14 protein-coding genes, 2 tRNA genes and 1 pseudogene are annotated in these 17665 nt (G+C 66.6%); 5 read left to right on the top strand and 12 right to left on the bottom strand.

Annotated elements, in window-relative coordinates; all coding sequences use genetic code 11:
* Positions 1–219 precede the first annotated feature (219 nt).
* Entirely contained in the window at positions 220–945 is a 726-nt protein-coding gene (locus tag ACIP90_RS15670) for an HNH endonuclease family protein (protein WP_400580396.1), read from the top strand.
* 7 nt (positions 946–952) lie between these two features.
* Here the strand turns inward: ACIP90_RS15670 and ACIP90_RS15675 are convergent, their stop codons facing one another.
* The 6 genes and pseudogenes from ACIP90_RS15675 to ACIP90_RS15700 form a co-directional block, all read right to left on the bottom strand.
* Positions 953–1879 carry an LssY C-terminal domain-containing protein gene (locus tag ACIP90_RS15675; protein ID WP_400580397.1) on the bottom strand — a complete coding sequence of 309 codons (927 nt, stop codon included), beginning with the start codon at positions 1877–1879 and terminating at the stop codon, positions 953–955.
* A gap of 46 nt (positions 1880–1925) precedes the next feature.
* Positions 1926–2084: pseudogene (locus ACIP90_RS15680) on the bottom strand (YidC/Oxa1 family membrane protein insertase); the annotation flags it as partial.
* A 141-nt stretch (positions 2085–2225) separates the two neighbouring features.
* Positions 2226–2299: transfer RNA gene (locus ACIP90_RS15685), tRNA-Met, on the bottom strand.
* Between the two features lie 61 nt (positions 2300–2360).
* Positions 2361–2432 (bottom strand) — tRNA-Thr (locus tag ACIP90_RS15690).
* 276 nt (positions 2433–2708) lie between these two features.
* Positions 2709–4745 carry a DEAD/DEAH box helicase gene (locus ACIP90_RS15695; RefSeq protein ID WP_400580399.1) on the bottom strand — a complete coding sequence of 679 codons (2037 nt, stop codon included), beginning with the start codon at positions 4743–4745 and terminating at the stop codon, positions 2709–2711.
* 423 nt (positions 4746–5168) lie between these two features.
* The gene (locus ACIP90_RS15700; RefSeq protein WP_400580401.1) at positions 5169–5822 is read right to left on the bottom strand and encodes an MOSC domain-containing protein; all 654 of its coding nucleotides are present in this window, start codon (positions 5820–5822) and stop codon (positions 5169–5171) included.
* Between the two features lie 234 nt (positions 5823–6056).
* Here ACIP90_RS15700 and ACIP90_RS15705 point away from each other — a divergent pair, with 234 nt between their 5' ends.
* The 4 genes from ACIP90_RS15705 to ACIP90_RS15720 are packed head-to-tail and all read left to right on the top strand — an operon-like array spanning position 6057 to position 10687.
* Complete coding sequence (locus ACIP90_RS15705) at positions 6057–6692, top strand: Tat pathway signal protein (protein WP_400580403.1); 636 nt, start codon at positions 6057–6059, stop codon at positions 6690–6692.
* Positions 6693–6694: 2 nt separating this feature from the next.
* A complete protein-coding gene (locus tag ACIP90_RS15710; protein WP_400580405.1) occupies positions 6695–7906 on the top strand; it encodes a glutathionylspermidine synthase family protein in 1212 nt (403 codons plus the stop codon).
* Complete coding sequence (locus tag ACIP90_RS15715; protein ID WP_400580407.1) at positions 7903–9435, top strand: APC family permease; 1533 nt, start codon at positions 7903–7905, stop codon at positions 9433–9435. The genes ACIP90_RS15710 and ACIP90_RS15715 overlap by 4 nt, the downstream gene beginning before the upstream one ends.
* Before the next feature lie 31 nt (positions 9436–9466).
* Positions 9467–10687 (top strand): acyl-CoA dehydrogenase family protein, encoded by a 1221-nt coding sequence (locus ACIP90_RS15720; protein WP_400580409.1) that lies wholly within the window; start codon positions 9467–9469, stop codon positions 10685–10687.
* Between the two features lie 74 nt (positions 10688–10761).
* Here ACIP90_RS15720 and ACIP90_RS15725 read toward each other — a convergent pair whose 3' ends face one another.
* From ACIP90_RS15725 to ACIP90_RS15750, 6 genes are all read right to left on the bottom strand, one after another.
* The gene (locus ACIP90_RS15725) at positions 10762–11574 is read right to left on the bottom strand and encodes an SDR family oxidoreductase (protein ID WP_400580411.1); all 813 of its coding nucleotides are present in this window, start codon (positions 11572–11574) and stop codon (positions 10762–10764) included.
* Positions 11571–12995, bottom strand: coding sequence for a glycosyltransferase 87 family protein (locus ACIP90_RS15730; protein WP_400580412.1), 1425 nt, complete (start codon positions 12993–12995; stop codon positions 11571–11573). The genes ACIP90_RS15725 and ACIP90_RS15730 overlap by 4 nt, the downstream gene beginning before the upstream one ends.
* 85 nt (positions 12996–13080) lie before the next feature.
* Complete coding sequence (locus ACIP90_RS15735; RefSeq protein ID WP_400580414.1) at positions 13081–14511, bottom strand: MFS transporter; 1431 nt, start codon at positions 14509–14511, stop codon at positions 13081–13083.
* Entirely contained in the window at positions 14508–15062 is a 555-nt protein-coding gene (locus tag ACIP90_RS15740) for a winged helix-turn-helix transcriptional regulator (RefSeq protein WP_400580416.1), read from the bottom strand. The genes ACIP90_RS15735 and ACIP90_RS15740 overlap by 4 nt, the downstream gene beginning before the upstream one ends.
* Positions 15063–15156: 94 nt before the next feature.
* Positions 15157–16494 carry a glycosyltransferase 87 family protein gene (locus ACIP90_RS15745; protein WP_400580418.1) on the bottom strand — a complete coding sequence of 446 codons (1338 nt, stop codon included), beginning with the start codon at positions 16492–16494 and terminating at the stop codon, positions 15157–15159.
* Complete coding sequence (locus ACIP90_RS15750) at positions 16491–17654, bottom strand: cystathionine gamma-synthase (protein WP_400580420.1); 1164 nt, start codon at positions 17652–17654, stop codon at positions 16491–16493. Before ACIP90_RS15750 ends, ACIP90_RS15745 begins: the two co-directional genes overlap by 4 nt.
* Positions 17655–17665: the final 11 nt, after the last annotated feature.

Genomic DNA, 17665 nt, shown 5'->3' on the forward strand with positions numbered 1-17665 from the left:
TCCCGTGGTGTGCCTGATGCGGTGCGAGCCTAGGCTCCCGACCCTAGATTGCCCGGCCCAGGATGACAACGTTCCAGGGCTTCCGGCGGCCAGCCGCAGCAATGGCACAGGATTCCGTCAGGACCTCATCAAGAATCCGGTCCGGGGCAGGCGCGGCTGTAATGCTGGATTCCGCGCCAACTTTTGCGCCACTTTTCACGAACCTCTAATGGGGGAATCATGCCGGCATACCGGTTCAGACATGTCCGAAAACGGGCGGCAGCACTGGCCGCACTCATCAGCCCCGCGGCCTGGTGCAGGTCCCTTGCCGCGTCCGCTGTGGCGGGCGGCCTGCTGCTCGCCGGCGTGGCTGTCCCCGCGGAGGCCGCGTCCTACTACTCGGCGCCGCTGCGAACTGCGGCCCGGTCCCTTGCCGTTGGGGCAGAGAACAACGCCGGGTACGACAGGAACCGCTACTTCGGCTACTGGAATGACGCCAACCGCGACTGCCAGAACACCAGGGCCGAAGTCCTCCTCCAGGAGACAAAGTCGGCCGTGACCTACACGACGGCGCGGCGGTGCACCCTGCGAACGGGCCGCTGGGTATCCCCTTGGGACAACCGGACCCATACTTCGGCGTCGGCCGTGGAGATCGACCACACCGTGCCTGTCCACGAGGCGTGGGGCTCGGGGGCGCGCTACTGGTCGCAGGCGCGGCGCGTGGCGTTCTACAACGACCTCGGCGACTCCCGCTCTCTGAACGCACTGACAGCGGCGCTGAACTCTGCCAAGCAGGCCAGGGGGCCGGAGTCGTGGATGCCCCCCGCAAACCGCTGCGCCTACATCGGCCAGTGGATTGCGGTAAAGATCCGGTGGGGCCTGCGGGTGGACAGCGTGGAGAAGGCCGCGCTGATCCGCTATGCGGACTCCTGCCCGAATGTGCGCGTCAGCGTCACGAGGGTGTAGGGCTGCTTCATGCCGGGGCGCCTGGCGTTTTGCGCCAGGCGTCTGCGCTGGTTCCAGGCGCCGGCGGGTTCAGGTCGATGATCGGAAGGTGGCCGTCCGTGCGGATGGCGTCACCGCCGCCGTTGCGGTGGTGGTAGCCAGAGGAGAAGTTCCGGATTACGTGCACTGATTCCACCGCGTTGGCAGCCCGAAGGGTTTCGATGATGAAATCGCGCTCTTCGTCGGTCCGGTCCGCGATCTTGTGCGTGATTTGGAAGGTGAAGAGGGACAGGCCCACGCTTCTGTCATACGTGCCGGCACCCACCCAGTCCACGGCGAGTCCTCCGGGCAGCATCCAGCCATCCGGACATTTCCAGAACCGGACATGGTGCCGTTTGCGGGGGTTTCCCTCGATCTCACGCTGGAACGCCATGTCCTGCCGGTTCCCGAAGACGTAGAGCGAACTCACCGGCGCGGCCGGATAGCTGCGGCCGAGCACGGTCGATTCAAGGGTTCGCCAGGCGGTGCGGGGCGTAACGGGGTCAGCCTCAACCCATCCCGCCGTGATCATGGCGTGCCGCAGTTCCGCAGCCGGACCGATGACCGCCAGATTGACCGGATCACCAAGCACCCCGTCACCGGTGCGCGTTCGGCCGATGAAGTAGTCCGGAATGTACAGGCTGCTGAGGATCTTGTGGATGCGTGGCAGCAGCGCGTAGGCCAGGATCAGCCACACTGGCAGGAACACCCACACCTGTTCGGGCCCCCGCGCCAGGCGTGCCAGCAGGAAGTAGTAGACCGCCCAGCCCACTGCCACCGTAATGGCCCCGTACAGCAGTCGCTGAAGCACCGCCAGTACCGTGGCCCAGCGGCTCTGCCTGCGTTCAGTCCGGCTCTCCGGCCGGGAATGGTCCGGTTCGGCCGGAGCTGGCCGGTTCCCCTCACCCGACGTCACTGCCCGTTCTCCTCCCATTGCCGGATTGGTTACATGGAATACTCTGTCATCCCTGCCCGTCTTTGAACGGATCGGTGACAAACCAGTGCTGCACCATGGTCCACAGGTTGCTGACCGTCCAGTAGATCAGGACGCCGACGGGAAAGAGAACACCGCCTACACCGAACGCGACCGGGAGGATGTAGAGCAGCACCTTTTGCTGGCGCTAAACGGGGCAGCCGTGGCAGCGTGAAAAGTGCTAAGAAGAACGGCGTCTGGATCAGCACGGGCAGGCAGGCGGAGAAGGGGTTGGTGCCTGAAACAGAAAGACCCCCGGAATCTTGCGGATTCCGGGGGTCTTAGTCTGTAGCGGTGGGGAGGCTCGATCTCCCGACCTCACGATTATGAGTCGTGCGCTCTAACCAACTGAGCTACACCGCCACGAATGAGAAAAACCTGTGTCAAGCCGGTCAAGACCGCCCTGACACAGGCCCTCATTCAGAGCCCCCCACCGGAATCGATCCGGTGACCTCGTTCTTACCAAGAACGCGCTCTACCACTGAGCTAGGGGGGCAACGAGTAAATACTCTACCGGAAGATTTCATCCTCAACAAATCGGCGGAAGGACGGCTCCGGCACTACCGAAACAGTTGCGCACGAACGGTTTTTGTGGCCTTCAAAACGCCCGTTTGAGCCCTTCCCGGGGCTGGGCGTTTCGCGCGGTGCGCGTCCGTTAAAGCACTCAGGGACCGGCTCGAAAGCCGGTCCCTGAGTGTAGCCGGAAACCACCGCCGGGAAACTACTCCCCCGGGCCCGCGGTCACCTGGCGGTGCTTACCATTTGGCTGCGATTACCATTTGCCCTTGCGGTTGAAGTCGCGGTGTCCGCCTTCGCTGCCGTGGCGGGGCTTGCGTGCGCCGTCGCCATGGCCGCCGAAGCGGGAATCGCTGGCCTGGCCACGGCTTGCACCGCTGTCAGCGCCGAAGCTGCGCTCGGAACGCTCGCTGTACGAGCGGCCGCCGCGGTCCGCCGAGGAGCGCTCGCCGTCGTTCTTGCGGAATTCCTTCTTGAAGCCGCCGTTGCCCTTGAAGTTGCCGCCACGGTCGCCGCGGCCGCCCTGGTAGCCACCGCGGTCACCGGACGGCTTGCGGCCGTTGTCCAGCTCGAGGTGGATCAGCTCACCACCGATGCGGGTGCGGGACAGGGCGCGCAACTGCTCGGGGCTCAGGTCCGCCGGGAGCTCCACCAGGGAGTGGTCCGAGCGGATGTCAATGCCGCCGATCTGGGCCGAAGAGATGCCACCCTCGTTGGCAATGGCGCCCACGATGGAGCCCGGCATGACGCGCTGGCGGCGTCCGACGGCGATCCGGTAGGTGGCGTTGCCCTCGGTCAGCGCGCGGGTCGGGCCACGCGAGCCGAAGCCGTCCTTGGAGCGCTCACGTTTCTGGAACTCGGGAGCAGCAGGCAGTTCCTTGACCAGGAGCGGCTGTCCCCCCTGAGCCATGACAGCCAGTGCTGCAGCGATCTCCGCGGCGGGAACGTTGTGCTCTTCCTCGTAGGAGGCGATGAGGTCGCGGAACGCCGAAACATCCTCGGATTCCAGCGTCTCGGTGATGCGCTCGGCAAACTTGCCCAGACGCAGCGTGTTCACGGTCTCAGCGGTGGGCAGGTGCATCTGCTCGACCGGCTGGCGGGTGGCCTTTTCGATGGAGCGCAGCAGGTACTTCTCCCGCGGCGTCATGAAAAGGATGGCGTCGCCGGAACGGCCTGCACGGCCGGTGCGGCCGATGCGGTGCACGTAGGACTCGGTGTCATGCGGGATGTCGTAGTTGATCACGTGGCTGATGCGTTCCACGTCAAGACCACGGGCAGCGACGTCGGTGGCAACCAGGATGTCGATGCGGCCTTCCTTCAGCGCGTCAACAGTGCGTTCGCGCTGCTGCTGCGGGATGTCGCCGTTGATGGCGGCAGCCTGGAAACCGCGGGACTTCAGCTTGTCGGCGAGGTCCTCGGTGGCCATCTTGGTGCGCACGAACGCGATGACGCCGTCGAACTCTTCAACTTCGAGGATGCGGGTCAGCGCGTCGAGCTTGTGCGGGCCCATGACCTGCAGGTAGCGCTGCTTGGTGTTGGCGCCGGTGGTGGTCTTGGACTTGACCGAGATCTCGGCCGGGTTGTTCAGGTACTGCTTGGACATCCGGCGGATCTGGCTCGGCATGGTGGCCGAGAACAGCGCAACCTGGCGGTCCGAGGGGGTCTGCTGGAAGATCTGCTCCACGTCTTCGGCAAAGCCCATGCGCAGCATTTCGTCGGCCTCATCCAGCACGAGGTACTGAAGCTCCGACAGGTCCAGGGACCCCTTGGAGATGTGGTCGATCACGCGGCCAGGGGTACCAACAACAACCTGGGCACCTCGGCGCAGGCCTGCGAGCTGGGGGCCGTAGGCGGAGCCGCCGTAGACGGGGAGGACAGTGAAGTCATCGATGTGCTTGGCGTAGGAGGTGAAAGCCTCGGCAACCTGGAGCGCCAGCTCACGGGTCGGGGCGAGAACCAGGGCCTGCGTCTTGCGCGACGGGCCGTTGAGGTCGTGGAGCTCGGCAAGGCGGGACAGTGCCGGTACTGCGAATGCTGCAGTCTTACCGGTGCCGGTCTGGGCGAGGCCCACGACGTCGCGGCCTTCAAGCAGCAGCGGGATGGTTGCTGCCTGGATGGGGGAAGGCTTTTCGTAGCCGACGTCCTGCAGGGCGGCGAGGACGCGGCCGTCGATGCCGAGATCGGCGAACTTCACGCCTTCTTCTTCGGTCTCGACGGGGGCAGCTTCAGGTGCTGCGGTCTCGGTGTTTACCGTGTTCTCGGTGTCGATGGCGTCGTTGTGATTTTCGGGCATAGGGAAGTTTCCTCATCCATAGGGGGCCAGGCGGCACAACCCGAGGTGAGCGGAGCCGCAGTACATGTGCCGTGGTTGCCGGGCATACATTGACCGGCCGGTCACGTAGAAGTCCGGCGCTTTCGCAATCCCGTGGCAGGACTTCCCGCTGCATCTCTTGGCTGCTATCCCAGCAGTCTGTACAGCGTTTTCTTTAGCCGGCTCTCCCTATGAAAATGCCCGCATCACAGTTGCGGACTCCAACACTTGCCAGTCCTGCCTCAAAAATTGGGCAGGAATAAGGGATTTCCGGAGTGGGGGATATTTCAAGTGTAGGGCATAGTTCCGCCCATCGATAAACCGAGGCCCCTGCAGCACCGGTGACCTTGGCCACACCCCCAGCGGCCAGCCCGCATTTCCGCCCTTGAGGCGACCGGGGGAAAGTCAGCTGCCGACGCGGCGGAGCAGCTTCTCGAACTCGTCGTGGTACTCAGGCTGGAGCCTGACCTCGCCGTCCGCCTCGGCGTCCCGGAGCGCCTCCATGGCTTCAACGTCGGGTTGGCTGAACCAGCGTCCGATGGTCACACCATGTCGCGGCACGAACAGCCGGTGGATGTGGTCGCCGGCCTGGATGGATCCGGTGCGGATCACGCGGAGGTAGGTGCCAACTCGGCCTGCCTCGGTGAAGCGCTTGACCCACTGGCTCTCCCCCATGCGCCGCTGGAACGCAGCGCAGGGCACGCGCGGCGAGGTGACTTCGACTTCCACGTCCAGCCCGATCTTCCAGCGCTCGCCGATGACGGCACCGGTGGCCTCGATGCCGGAAACCCTCAGGTTCTCCCCGAAAATGCCCGGGGGCAGTTCACGTTCCAGCTCGCCGATCCAGTAGTCGGTATCGGCCTGGGAATAGGCGTACAGGGCCTGGTCCTCCCCGCCGTGGTGGATCCGGCTGGCCTGGACATCACCGCGCAGGCCGAGTTTGTGCACCTTCACCGGCCCGTCGACGGGGCGCTTGTCGATTGCGGTGACGCCCACGCTCCCTTCATCAGGCAGGAGCTGGTGTACCCGGCAGACGGCGAGCAGAGTGGCTGTGTCCATGGCAACAGTCTAGGTTCTCGGGGCCACCGGATCGTCCGGCTGAATCCTGGTGGGTTGTCACCGCATTTTTTGTTCGCGGCGTGGCGGTGCAGACACTAGGCTGGCTGCAGGATTTGCGTGCGGTTTCGGCCAGCCAAGGACGGCAGCGCCAACGGCGAAGCCCGCCGGCCGGGAACACATCAGCCAAGAACAGATCGGCCAGGAACAGATCGGCATGGACCAGCAGGGGGAACCATGGACCCGGAGAAAGACCAGTCCAAAGACCGCGACGACGGTGCAGGCGGGGACGCGTCTGGACCCGGCGGACCCAAGCCGCCGCCCTGGCAGGTGCCCAAGCCGGAGCTCCGCCCCGAACTGCTGAACCCCGAGCTGCTAAACACAGAAGCAGGGAAAGACGGAGCGGGAAAAGACCAGCCCGGTCAGCCCACCCCCGTCGTTGACCCCTTCGCCCGGGAACGCGAGCGCGAACTGAGCTCGGCGGCGGCGAGGAAGAAGCGCTCGCAGCGCCGCACCGTAGTGGTGGGCCTGGGCGTGACCGCGTTGCTGGCAGGCACGATCACGGCGATCGTGGCCAGCAACGAACAGGAGCCCGACTACGCACAGGTGTGCTTCAACGAGGAAACCGGCGAACGCGTCGAAGACACCCAGTGCACCAGCACTGCAGGGCGCGGCGGCGCCCTCTACGCCTGGTACTTCTATGCCCGCGGCGCCAGCGTTCCGGGCGTGGGCCAGAGCCGGAACGCCTATCCGAACTTCACCAGGACTGTTCCGCAGGGCGCCAAGGCATCCACGGGATACAGCACCAAGGGCGGCACGGTCAGCAGGGGCGGCTTCGGCAGCAGCTCCAAGGGCGGAAGCACAGGGGGCTAGGGGTGAAGAGACTGACCGCTGCGCCCCGGCCCGACTGGAAGCAGAAAATCGAAGAGCAGGGCCTGGTTTTCTCGACCACCACCATGCCCGACGGCAGAAAGATCGAGTACTGGAACGAGTCCGCGTACTACGAGTTCACCATGGACGAGGTGGAAGCGCTCGAGGTCACGGCCGAGGAGATGCACGCGATGTGCCTGGAGGCCGCGAAGTTCCTGGCCACCGGCGCCATGGGACCCATTGGCATCGGCCAGCAGGGCCTGGAGCTGGCGGCCGAGTCGCTGCAGGCCGGAGACATGGACATCTACGGCCGCTTCGACTTCATCTATGACGGCCAGGGCGGCGCCGCCAAGATGCTGGAGTACAACGCGGACACACCCACCGGGCTGATCGAGGCCGCCGTGGCCCAGTGGTTCTGGCTGCAGGACGTCTTCCCGGACAAGGACCAATGGAACGGCATCCACGAGGCCCTCATCCGGCAGTGGAAGAAGCTCCAGTACCGCACGGGCATGAGCACGCTCCACGTCGCCCACTCGGAGGCCGAGGAATCCGGCGAGGACTGGATGACCGCTGCCTACATGCGGGACGTGGCCGGCCAGGCAGGGTGGACCACCATCGGCATCAACATGTCGGACATCGGCTGGGACCCCAATCTGAACCGCTTCGTGGACCTGGACAATTTCATGATCAGCACCATCTTCAAGCTCTACCCGTGGGAGCTGATGCTGAAGGAGCCGTTCGGCCACCGCCTCCTGCAGCGTGCCCACAATCCGCGCTGGCTGGAGCCAGCCTGGAAAATGCTGCTGTCCAACAAAGCGCTGCTGGCCGCGCTCTGGCATTTGTACCCGGGCCATCCGAACCTGCTGCCGGCCTACCTGGACGAGCCAGGGCCCCTGAAGGAATGGGCGGCGAAGCCGCTGCACGGACGCGAGGGCGACAACATCAAGATCCACGCCGAAGGCCTCAGTCTCGAGCAGCCCGGCGGGTACGGCCGCGAGGGCTGGTGCTACCAGCAGTTCCACCCGCTCCCCGACTTCGACGGCAACCATCCCGTCCTTGGCCTTTGGGTGGTTGACGGCGAGTCCGTCGGCTGCGGCATCCGCGAATCCGACGGCCCCATCACCGACTACTTCTGCCGGTTCGTGCCGAACACCATCGACGCACCGGCGCCCCTTTCGGCCCAGGCCCATTCCAACAAGGCAGGTATCGCAGTATGAGCATCGGAACCACGACGGCGGGCGGGGGCGCCGGGAAGCAGCCAGGCAGCGCCGTCCCCGCCAAAGGACTGCACGCCGGGATCCTTGACCTGGGCGACTCCGTCATGCTGGGCCTGGCCTCCACCGCGCCCGTCTATTCGCTGGCTGCGACCCTGGGCCTGATCGTGGCCGTGAACGGCAACTACACGCCACTGATCCTGGTCCTGGGCTTCATCCCAGTGCTGTTCATCGCCTACGCCTTCCGGGAGCTCAACAGCGCCCTGCCGGACTGCGGCACCACGTTCATCTGGGCACGCCGCGCGTTCGGCCCGTGGGCCGGCTGGCTCGGCGGTTGGGGCGTGGCGCTGGCCGGCATCGTCGTCCTGGCCAACCTTGCCCAGGTGGCCGGACAGTATCTGTGGCTGCTGGTGGGAGACGGTTCCCTGGCGGAGAACACGGTGTTGGTTACCGCGACGGGCGTGCTGTTCATCGCCTTCATGACTTTGGTCAACTACCGCGGGATCCGGCTCGGCGAGCATGTCCAGCGCGTGCTGACATACATCCAGTACATCTCCCTGGGCGTCTTTGCGGTAGCCATCGTCGTCAGGATCGCGGGCGGGGCCCCAGAGGGCCAGGCCTTCGATTTTGAGTGGTTCAATCCTGTCGGTGCATTTGCTGATCCGGGCGCGGTGGTCCATGGCGCCCTGTTGGCCCTGTTCATCTACTGGGGGTGGGACACCTGCCTTGCGGTGAACGAGGAGACAGAGAATCCGTCCACCACCCCAGGGCGGGGGGCCGTGATCTCGGCCTTCGTCCTGGTGGCCATCTACGTGTCCGTGGCGCTGCTGGTGATGATGTATGCCACGGTGGGGTCCGAGGGCATCGGCCTCGGCAACAGTGAGAACCAGAACGATGTGTTCCTCGCCATGAAGGACGTGGTGCTGGGCCCCTGGGGCTGGCTGATCGTTGTCGCCGTGCTGGCGTCTGTGCTCTCCTCGACGCAGACCACCATCCTTCCGACGGCGCGCGGCACCCTGTCCATGGGTGTCCACGGCGCGTTGCCGCCGAAGTTCGGCCAGGTCCATGCCCGGAACCAGACACCCGGGTTCTCCACGCAGGTGATGGGCGCCGCGGCCATCGCGTACTACGTGGCGATGAGTTTCCTGAGCGAGAATCTGCTCTCCGACTCCATCAGCTCCATCAGTCTCTTCATCGCGTTTTATTACGCCCTGACCGGATTCGCGTGCGCCTGGTACTTCCGCGGGACTCTTCGCGACTCGGCAAGGAACCTCTGGTTCCGCGGCATCCTGCCACTCTTGGGCGCCCTCACCCTGACCGGCGCGTTTTTTGTGTCGGCGGTCCAGATGTGGGACCCGGCGTACGGTGACACAGAGATCTTCGGGGTTGGCGGCGCGTTCGTCAGCGGCGTGGTGCTGCTGGGCCTGGGCGTGGTCCTGGCCGTGGTGTGCCGGTTCCTGCCGTCGACGCGGGCCTATTTCCAGGGCAGGCAGCCCGTTGCGGCCGGGCCCCAGGGCAGCCCCAACGGATAAGGCGGTCCGATGCGGGCCGTAGGATGCTGGCATGAGCAACGACGCCCTTGATCCCGCGGCAGCATCGGCCGAGTACGGCCTTCCGGACCCATCTGACATCCTGGCCCTGGATTCGCTGCTGACCCCGGACGAACTGGCACTGCGGCAACGGATCCGTGACTTCACCGACCAGCAGATCCGGCCGGACATCGCCGACTGGTACGACCGCGGCATCTTCCCCGGGCACCTGCCCGCGCAGCTGGGCGAGCTGGGTGTGCTGGGCATGCATCTGGAGGGCTATGGCTGTCCCGGCCGCACGGCGGTGGAATACGGGCTGGCCGCGATGGAGCTGGAGGCCGGCGATTCCGGGATCCGCACGTTCGTCTCGGTCCAGGGCTCGCTGGCCATGACTGCCATCCATAAGTGGGGCTCGGAGGACCAGAAGCAGGAATGGCTTCCCCGCATGGCCGCCGGCGAGCTGATCGGCTGCTTCGCGCTGACGGAGCCCTCCGCCGGGTCGGACCCGTCCTCCATGACCACCGTGGCCAGGCAGGACGGCACCGGCGACGATGCCGGCTGGATCCTGGATGGCACCAAACGCTGGATCGGGCTCGCATCGATTGCCGACGTGATGGTCGTGTGGGCCAGGACGGACGACGGCGTCCGCGGCTTCCTCGTGCCGTCCGGCACCGACGGGGTCACCGCCGCGCCGATCGACCGGAAACTCTCGATGCGCGCCTCGGTCCAGTGCGACGTCACGTTCGACGGCGTCCGGCTGGGACCGGAGGCCCTGCTGCCGGGTGCGCGCGGACTCAGCGGACCGTTCTCCTGCCTCAACGAGGCCCGCTACGGCATCGCGTGGGGCGCGATGGGCGCTGCCCGCGACTCCTACGAGGCCGCCCTGAAGTACGCGATGGACCGGCAGCAGTTCGGCAAACCGCTGGCCGGCTACCAGCTCACCCAGGAAAAGCTGGTGAACATGCTGCTGGAGGTCCAGAAGGGCACCATGCTTGCCCTGCAGCTGGGCAGGCTCAAGGACTCCGGCAGGCTGCAGCCGGAACAGATTTCCCTGGCCAAGCTGAACAACGTTCGCGAGGCCATCAAGGTCGCCCGTGAGGCCCGGACCATCCTGGGCGGCAACGGCATCACGCTGGACTACTCTCCGCTGCGGCACGCGGCGAACCTGGAGTCGGTGCGCACCTACGAGGGCACGGATGAGGTGCATACGCTGATCCTCGGACAGCACATCACAGGGCTGTCCGCCTTCCGGTAGGCAAGGGCCTCTGGTTGAGCTGCAGGTAACCGGTTTCGGCAAGCCCAACCAGTGAGGGGCACTGGCCCGCTACGTCAGGCGGAGAAGCCGCCGTCCGCCTTGATCAGCTGGCCGGAGACCCAGCGGCCCGCCGGGGAAAGCAGGAACGCCACCGTACCGGCAACGTCCGCCGGCGTTCCCAGCCGCCCGCCGGGCTGGCGCCGGGTGGCGTCCTCACGCACTTCCGGGCTCATCCAGCCGGTGTCCACCGGACCGGGGTTCAGCACGTTCGCGGTGATGCCGAGCGGCCCTAGCTCCCGGGCGGCAGCTATGACGATCCGGTCCAGCGCACCCTTGGACGCGCCGTACGGAAGGTTGAACGCTGTGTGGTCACTGGTCAGCGCAACAATCGCGCCGCCGTCGGGCCCTGCCTGCCGGGCAAAGGCAGCGACCAGCTGCCAGCTGGCGCGGGTGTTCACGGCGAAGTGGCGGTCGAAGCTTTCCAGCGAGGTGTCCAGGACGCCCGAATCAACCGACTCCGCGTGGCTCAGGACCATGCCGTGGAGCGTGCCGGCCTGGTCCGCGATGCCGGCCATCAGCCGGTCCACAGCCTGCGGATCCTGAAAGTCCGCGGGCAGGGCCACCACCTTGGCGCCGATGGCCTCCAGCTCTGCGGTGAGGCGTTCGACGTCGTCCGGCTGCATTCCCCACGGCATCCTGGCGTCATAGTCCTGCCAGTAGGTCAGGACCAGGTCCCAGCCGTCGGCGGCGAGCTGCCGGGCGATGCCGGCGCCGATCCCGGCCAGCCGGCCGACGCCGGTGACGAGGGCTGTCCTGCGCTGGTGTTCTGCAGGCAGGTGCTCTGAAGGCTGGTGCTCTGCAGCCTGGTGCTCCACGCTGTGGCTCATGCCGGCAGCTCCTTAAGGTTCCCCCGCCGCAGCACCACGAACCAGCAGGCCAGGATCGCCAGCGCGCAGAAGACGCCTGCGCTGGATGCCATGATCCACAGCCCGGGCGTTTGGAGGTCGAGGTTCTCTGCTCCCAGTGCCGTGCCGATGGTCTTGGGTGAAAAGAAGAACACGACGGTCGAGACGCCCAGCAGGCCACCCATGAGCCACCGCGTCACATGATCCCGCCGGGGCGTTTCGCGAAGGGTCCAGGCAAATGCCGGCAGCACCACTGCCATCCAGACCCAGTGGTGGGACCAGGACACAGGGCTGATCAGCAGCATGGTGAGGGCCGTGGCCGAAACAGCCACCACCCTGGCCCCCTGCTCGCTGGCGATCCTGATGACCGCCGCGCCCAATGCCACCACGAGCAGGCTCAGGACAAGCCAGGGGACGGTGACCCCGGCGGCAGGGACACCGAAGTGGAGCAGTGCCCCCTTGATGGAAAGGTTGTCCACATACCCCGCCCCGCCGATCCGGGAGGTGTCGGGAAGGATCTCAAGCCAGAACCGCACGGAATCCGCGGGCCGGAGGAACCAGCCGAGCAGCACGGTGGCAGCGAAGCCGGCGCCCATGTTCAGGAGTCCGCGCCAGTCCTTGCGCATGAGGAAGTACAGGCCAAACACGAGTGGCGTCAGCTTGATGCCCGCCGCCACACCCACTAGGAAGCCGCTCCCGGGCAGGCCCCGGCTCCAGCGGGCATTTCGGCCCAGCAGGTCCGCCGCCATCATCCCCATGAGCAGGATGTTGATCTGGCCGAAGGCCAGGGTTTCCCGCCAGGGGCCGAGGTTCAGGACGGCCAGCAGCAGCACCACCGCCCCGAGCCGGTTCCGCAGCGAGGGCCACGTGGCCGCGGCGAAGGTGCTGCGCCAGTCGGGTTTGGCGTTCCAGTAGCGGACAGCCCTCGCCGCAACCCACACTGCCACGGCCACTCCGGCCGCGTTGAACAACATCAGGGCGGCTGCCTGCGGCAGCTGCGCCAGCAGGCTGAAGAGCAGCGCAGCAAACGGCGGGTAGGTGAAGGGAAGCTGCGGGCCGCCTGCCCACTCCAGCGTCAGGCGGTACAGCCCCGACGGGCCCAGGCCCGTCTCGTGGAGCACCTTGCCGCCATGCCAGTAGACGCTGAAGTCCAGGCCGCCCTTCTCGCTCCAGACGCCGAGCCGTGCGGATATGAAGACGGCGGCGGCCACCACGGCGGCCACGGTGAGGAATTCCGCGGCGGCCACCGCCAACCGGGGATCGCGCAGCCGGCCCGGTCCGGTAGTTTCCGCCGGGCCTCCGCGGGTCGGGGCGTCAACGTGCGGGGCTACGGTGAGCGGGGCATCAGTATGCGGGGCGCCGGAACGCGGACTGTCCTCCGCTTGGGCGTCGAGCAGTGCCATTAGTGTCCCCCGTTGTGTGATGCCGCCAAATGCCGCGGGGCCCGGTCCGGGTCAGGTGCCCGGGTCGGCGCCCGGGCTCATTGTACTAACGGCCTGCGGCTTCGATCGAAACCAGGCGCCCCGTGTCCCCCACTTTCGAAGCGTCCTTCCGGATTGTGGCGCTGATGACTGCGGCAATGGTGCACATCGCCGCCGCGCCGAGCCAGGCGTAGGTGTAGTGGCCCGTGGCGTCCCGGATGGCCCCCGCGGCCAGCGCGGCTGCGGCGGCGCCCAGCTGGTGGGCGGCGAACACCCAGCCGAACACCACACTGCCGTCGGCACCGAACACCTGGCGGCAGATGGCGGCGGTGGGCGGCACGGTGGCCACCCAGTCGAGCCCATAGATCACGACGAACACAATCATGCTGGGCTGGACAGTGGCGCTCAACAGGAGCGGGAGCACCAGCAGCCCGATTCCACGGAACTGGTAATACACCGCGAGCAGGATCCTCGGGTTGAACCGGTCGGTCAGCCAGCCGGAGGCGATCGTGCCAAGGATGTCGAAAATCCCGACGACGGCCAGCAGGCCCGCCGCCGTGGTTTCCGGCATGCCGTGGTCATGGGCGGAGGGGATGAAGTGGGTGCCGATCAGTCCGTTGGTGGTGGCCCCGCAGATGGCAAAGCCGGCGGCGAGGGCCCAGAATGTGCGCACCTTGCTGGCCCTCTTGAGCACCTGAAGGGCGCGGACGGCGGCGTTGCCTGCGGGGCGCGCCTGCGGCACAGCGGCAGCCTGCGGCACAGCAGTAGCGGCTGCCCCTGACCGGGCCTCCGGTGCGGCGTCACCTGCCGCAGCCTCCGCGCCGTAGGGCAATACCCCGACGTCGGCCGGCGAGTTCTTCAGGAACCTCAGCACCAGCGGGACCACGGCCAGGGCGCCGGCCGCGATCAGCAGCGAGGCCTGGCGCCAGCCGGGGTCCTGCGCCAGCATGGCGATGAAGGGCAGGAAGACCAGCTGACCTGCGGCGCTGCCCGCTGTCAGGATTCCGATGACCAGCCCGCGGCTCCTGGAAAACCACGTGTTGGCGATGGTGGCCGCAAAGACCAGCGCCATGGAACCCGTGCCCAGTCCAATCAACAGGCCCCACGTCAGCAGGATTTGCCAGGACTGGTTGACAAGCACGGTCAGGGCACTGCCGGCGCCGATCAGCATGAGTGCGAAGGCTGTGACGGCGCGGATGCCGAACCGCTCCATGAGGGCGGCGGCGAAGGGGGCTGTCAGGCCGAACAGGACCAGGTTGATGCTGACGGCCGCGGACAGCACGGTGGTGGACCAGCCGAACTCCTGCTGAAGCGGAACCATGAGCACACCCGGCGCGGGCCGGAAACCTGCCGCGCCGACGAGGGCAAGGAACGCCACGGCGGCCACAATCCAGGCCGGGTGCAGGCGGGGTTTCCGGGAGGGCCCCGGCGTCCCTGGCGGCGTCCCTGCCTGCGCATCTTCTTCCTTGCGGGCGGCGGTAGCCTCAGGGCTGCTCATGCGGCTGTTCCTTTGTCTCCGGTTGCGTCTGTCTTGTTCTGGGCCTGCCCGTCATCTCTGTGTCTTCGGGCGGTCGCCACAGGCACCGGGTCATCGGTCCTGGCCAGGCTGTGCCAGCTCGTGTTTTCCGCGGTGAGCCGCTCGCCGCACTCCAAGCAGGTGTCTGCCGAACTGGTCCGGTGGCCGCACGTCGAATGAATGACATACATGTGGGCCTGGTCCGACGGGGCAGGCAGATGCTTTTCCGCCCAGATCACGACGGCGTTGAGCACCGGCAGGGCATCCTCGCCCTTCGCGGTGAGCACGTACTCCTGGCGGGTGCGGCCGCCGTCGTCGTACGGCTTTTTGGTCAGCAGCCCGGCGTCCACCAGGGTGGTGAGCCGCCTGGTGAGGACGGAGTCTGCCACCCTGAGGCGTTCCCGCATGGCGTCGAAGCGCCCGTTGCCGAAAAACACCTCACGCAGGACCAGCATGCCCCACGGGTCGCCAAGGATGTCGAAGCCGCGGGCCATGGCGCAGGTGTGGTGGGACCAGTCGGAACGAAGGGGCATGCTGCGACCCTCGCTGACTTTCTTCAAGAAAGCTAGCTGCTGGATCGAGAAGGTACTTCGCGGCAGTGTTGCTCGGAAACACTGCCGCGAAATGTCATCTCGGCGAGGAGAAAAGCGTCCGGGAGGGCCGGTAGGCCACCGCCCAGTACACCAGAAGGGCGATGCCGCAGAGCACGCCCAGGCTGGCTGCCATCAAAGGCCATTGGGTCGAAGGGTCCTTGCCCCACTCTTCGGCTCCGGCCATCATGGCCAGGTCTTTGGGCGCGAGGTAGAACGCCACGGCAGACGCTGCCACGATGATCCAGCCGGCCAGCTGCATCTTCCCGCTCCGTGTGGGGACCCGGTGCATCGCAAAGGCCATGGAAGGCAGCGCCACGGCCATCCACACCCAGTGATGGGACCAGGAAACCGGGCTGATCAGGAGCATCAGCACCGCCGTTGCGGACACTGCCACGAAGTTTTCCTCGACCGCATGTGCCCACTTGATCACAAGCGCGGCCACGGCCACGAGGGCCAGCGAGAGAACGAGCCACACCACGCTGGTCACTCCGGAGTCCGGCATCCCGAAGTGCAGCAGCAGGCCTTTGACGGACAGGTTGTCCACGTATCCGGGGCCGCCGATGCGGCCGGTGTCGGGCAGGATCCTGGTCCAGAAGGCGGCCGAGGCATGCGGCAGCACCGCCCAGGCGAGCGCGATGGAGCCGAAGAACCCGGCGGCCATCCAGGCCAGTGCCTTGAAGTCGCGGCGGACCAGGAAGTAGAGGCCGAACGCCAAGGGGGTCAGCTTGATGCCGGCGGCAACACCGATCAGCAGACCGGCCGGCCACCGGATTTCGCCGGCCCGTGACTTCCCGTGCAGGGCGAAATCGGTCAGGATCACACCCATCAGGATGATGTTGATCTGTCCGAAAACAAACGTGTCGCGCCATGGCCCCATGAGCAGGATCGCCCCGGTCCCGGCCAGCGCCACGGTCCGGAAGCGCCAGTCAGCTGCTGCCTCGCGCCAGCGGCCCAGGCCGAAGTAGTGGCGGCTGAGCCAGGCGGATACCACGGCGGCTCCGCCGAGCGCGGCACCGATGAAGAGCGCGCTGCTCTCCCCGAACGTCAGGGTCGCGAGGCCGGCGAAAAGCAGCGCGGCAAAGGGTGGGTACGTAAACGGCAGCCCGTCACGGGCCGCGTACAGTTCACTGACTCCGCCCTCACCGGACTGCAGCACTTTGGTGCCGCCGTAGTAATACACCTCGAAGTCGTTCATCACCGGGGCGTAGTGGGAGTAGAGCACCGCCAGGGCGGCGACCACTGCGATTGCGCCGGCCGCCGTCGCCAGCCAACCGATGATGGTCCGGCCGGCCTTAGGTACTGCCGATGTGGAATGTACCGCCTCGGAAGGTGCTGCCAGTGTCTGGTCGGGGGCCTCGGGGGTCACCTTCACTGGATGAACGCGAAGGCTTGCTCGAGGTCCGCGATGAGATCCTCAACGTCCTCGATGCCGCAGGACAGCCGGATGAGGTCGACGGGGACCGCCAGTTCGGTGCCCTTCACCGAGGCGTGAGTCATTTCGGACGGGTAGTTCATCAGTGACTCGATGCCGCCCAGGGACTCCGCCAGAGTGAAGACCGACGTGGATTCGGCCACCTTGCGCGCCGCCGCCTCGCCGCCCTTGAACTGGACGGAGACAATGCCGCCGAACTTTTTCATCTGCTTCTTGGCCAGATCGTGGCCCGGGTGCGAGGGCAACCCCGGATACAGCACCGTCTCAACCTCGGGACGTTCCAGCAGCCATTCCGCCACGGCCTGGGCATTGTCGCTGTGCCGGTCCATGCGGATCCCCAGCGTCTTCAGCCCGCGCGTGGTGAGGAAGGCGTCCATCGGCCCGGAGACCGCCCCGACGGCAAACTGCACAAAGCCGATCTTCTCTGCCAGGCCGGCGTCCTTGACCACCAGTGCACCGCCCACCACATCGGAGTGTCCGCCTATGTACTTGGTGGTGGAGTGGACCACGACGTCGGCACCCAGGGCGAGCGGGGTCTGCAGGTAGGGGGACGCGAAGGTGTTGTCAACGATCAGGAGGGCCCCGGCGTCGTGCGCCACTGTGGCGAGCGCCTGGATGTCAGTGATCTTCATGAGCGGGTTGGAGGGGGTTTCCACCCACACGAAGCGCGTCTTGTGGGCGGCCACGGCAGCCGCCACGGCGTCCAGGTCCGACATGTCCACGGGGGTGTTGCCGATCCCCCAGTCACCGAGTACCCGGCTGATCAGACGGTAGGTGCCGCCGTAGGCGTCGTTGCCGAGCACGATGTGGTCGCCCGGCCGCATCAGGGCCCGGATGAGCGAATCCTCGGCGGCGAGCCCCGAGCTGAAGGAGTAGGCGTGCGTGCCGCCCTCGAGCGCCGCGAGCTGGTCCTGCAGGGCATCGCGGGTGGGGTTGCCGCCACGGCCGTACTCGTAGCCGTCACGGAGGCCGCCAATGCCGTTCTGGGCATAGGTGGAGCTGAAGTGGAGGGGCGGTATGACGGCACCGGTGCGGGGCTCGAAGGCCTGGCCGGCGTGCACGGCCCGGGTGTTGAATCCTTGGTTTTCTGAGACAGACATGGAGCTCCTTG

It is taken from the genome of Arthrobacter sp. NPDC093139, assembly GCF_044754165.1.
Classification (GTDB): domain Bacteria; phylum Actinomycetota; class Actinomycetes; order Actinomycetales; family Micrococcaceae; genus Arthrobacter.